The sequence below is a fragment of the Mesorhizobium sp. M7A.F.Ca.ET.027.03.2.1 genome, from assembly GCF_003999175.1.
Lineage (GTDB): Bacteria > Pseudomonadota > Alphaproteobacteria > Rhizobiales > Rhizobiaceae > Mesorhizobium.
Map to the genome: position 1 here is coordinate 1 of NZ_RZOM01000893.1, position 2585 is coordinate 2585.

Sequence of the window (2585 nt, forward strand, 5' to 3'; positions counted from 1 at the left end):
CCCCCCGACCTCCCAAGACATAGGCAGATGCATGTTCTTCGCTTCCGACAATTGGGCAGGCGCCCATCCCAATATTGCCGCCGGCCTGTCGGCCAATGCCGGCGGCTTTTCCACCGCCTATGGCGACGGTGCGCTCGACCGGGCAGTCTACCAGCGCTTCAGTGAGATTTTCGAACGCGAGGTCGCGGTGTTCTTCGTCGCCACCGGCACGGCCGCCAACTCGCTGGCGCTCACCGCTTACAACAAGCCGGGCGGCATTTCCTTTGCCCATCGCGAATCGCATGTCATCGAGGACGAATGCGGCGCGCCGGTATATTTTTCCGGCGGCTCTCGCCTGCATGAGATCGATGGCGCGCTGGGCAAGATCGATCCGCACAATCTGGAAAGGACCATCGGCCGTTTCGCACCGGAAATTGTCCATTGGGGACGGCCGATGGCCGTTTCGATCACCCAGTCGACCGAGGTCGGCACCATCTACGGCCTGGATGAGATCGAGACGATCTCGGCGATCGCCAAACAATATTCGGTGCCCCTGCACATGGATGGCGCCCGCTTTGCCAATGCGCTGGTCGCACTCGACACGACACCGGCCGAAATGACCTGGAAACGCGGCGTCGACATCCTCTCCTTCGGCGGCACCAAGAACGGCTGCTGGTGCGCCGAAGCGATCGTGCTGTTCGATCTTGATCGTGCCAGGGAATTGGCGTTCCTGCGCAAGCGCGCCGCCCAGCTGTTTTCGAAATCGCGCTTCGTCGCGGCGCAGTTCGAAGCCTATTTCAAGGACGGATTGTGGCTGGACACCGCCCGCCACGCCAACGCCATGGCCGCACGCCTTGCCGCCGCGATCGAGGATTCGGCAACGGCCAAGCTGGCATGGCTGCCGCAGGCGAACGAGGTTTTCGCGGTGATCAAGAAAGCCGAGGCCGAGAGGCTGCAAGCCGCGGGTGCCGCCTTCTACGACTGGCACAAGCCGCATGGCTTTGACGGCCACATCGGCGAGGACGAGTTGCTCTACCGCTTCGTCACCAGCTTTGCGACGACAGCCGATGAAGTCGACCGTTTTGGCCAGCTGATCGCCTGATAACGCATTTCCCCGACAACAAAAAAGCGGCGCCTTTCGGCGCCGCTTCCGTCTCGGGAGGAGACTTGTATTTTAGGCAGCGGTCTTGGCCTCGATCTGCTTGGCCTTGGCCGAAGACGCCGTAATGGCGATCTTGCGCGGCTTCAGCTCCTCGGGGATGTTGCGCTTGAGGTCGACGAAGAGCAGGCCGTTCTTCAGCGAGGCGCCAACGACCTCGACGTGGTCGGCAAGCTGGAAGCGACGTTCGAAAGCCCTCGAGGCAATGCCGCGATAGAGCAGCTCGGAGCCTTCGCCGGTGCCCTCGTCCTTGCGCTCACCCTTGACGGTCAGCACGTTGCGATGGGCTTCGACCGAGATTTCCTCGTCCGAGAAGCCGGCAACCGCCATCGAGATCCGGTAGGAATCCTCACCGGTGCGCTCGATGTTGTAGGGCGGATAGGTCTGCGCGCCATCCGGCTGCGCGAGCGAATCGAGCATCGTGAACAGACGATCGAAGCCGACGGTCGAGCGATAAAGCGGGGAAAAATCAACGTGACGCATGAGGTGTTCTCCTGTTGAGCAACATGGTTTGCGTATGGCCGGTGCGAAACCCTTGAGCGGCATTTCGGGTGGACCAGCGGCCCCGACATTGGCGACCGCACGAGACATTTGGGGAGCGCTGGAAAGCATTTCAAGATTTCACCTGGCGGCAAAGCCACGGCGGCCGGACCCTTGATGAACGGCAGATGAACCGGCACTTCGGCGTGCGTTCAGGCAGCCGGCGCTAAAGTCCATTCCAGGATCAAGGACTGGCGGCGCCGATCGCACAACAGGCACCGCAACGAGGCCGACCGGGTGTAACGTCCCTTCCTCCCGGATCGACAGAGGCCGGAAGCACGCTTTCAAGCGGCTTCCGGCCTTCCCTGATGCAGCCTTCCCTTCACCGGGAATTCCTTGGCTTTTGGCGCATGGGCGTCTATCACCTTAGCGGAGCCGGCCAGCGCAGGCGGGCATGCGAGACGCCGAGCACGAAGCGCCGAATGACGGATCTTTTCACCGAAAACTCCCTTTTTCACGAAATCGAGGGCAATCCGCGGCCGGAAAATGCCACCGGCGGCTTCTTCACCACGCGTGACCGCAAGAATATCCGCTACGGCCTGTTCGGCGCGGTCGCTCGCCCGATGAAGGGCACCGTGGTCCTGCTCACCGGCCGCAACGAGTGCATCGAGAAATATTTCGAAACCATCCGCAACCTTGCCGATCGCGGCTTTGGCGTCGCCACGCTCGATTGGCGCGGCCAGGGCGATTCCGACCGGCTGATCCGCGATCACCAGCGCGGCTACGTCAGCAGCTTCCGCGAGTACACCGCCGACCTCGAACAGTTCTTCGAGGAGATCGTGCTGCCCGATTGCCGCGGACCGTACTACATCCTCGCCCATTCGGCAGGTGCCTTGATCACCCTGCTTGCCGCCCCATCGATGGTGAACCGCATCCGGCGCATGGTGCTGATCGCGCCCTTCCTGAC

The 2585-nt window shown here is 62.2% G+C and carries 3 protein-coding genes; 2 read left to right on the forward strand and 1 reads right to left on the reverse strand.

Annotation, left to right across the window (positions count from 1 at the left end; translation table 11 throughout):
• Positions 1 to 31 precede the first annotated feature (31 nt).
• On the forward strand, positions 32 to 1081 hold the full coding sequence (locus EN750_RS28560) for a low specificity L-threonine aldolase (RefSeq protein ID WP_127329363.1): 1050 nt from the start codon (positions 32 to 34) through the stop codon (positions 1079 to 1081).
• Positions 1082 to 1153: 72 nt separating this feature from the next.
• Here EN750_RS28560 and EN750_RS28565 read toward each other — a convergent pair whose 3' ends face one another.
• Positions 1154 to 1621, reverse strand: coding sequence for an Hsp20 family protein (locus tag EN750_RS28565; RefSeq protein WP_127398753.1), 468 nt, complete (start codon positions 1619 to 1621; stop codon positions 1154 to 1156).
• 479 nt (positions 1622 to 2100) lie between these two features.
• Here EN750_RS28565 and EN750_RS28570 point away from each other — a divergent pair.
• Positions 2101 to 2585 (forward strand): alpha/beta hydrolase (locus EN750_RS28570; RefSeq protein ID WP_145967992.1); only part of this gene is annotated, 485 nt, incomplete at its 3' end.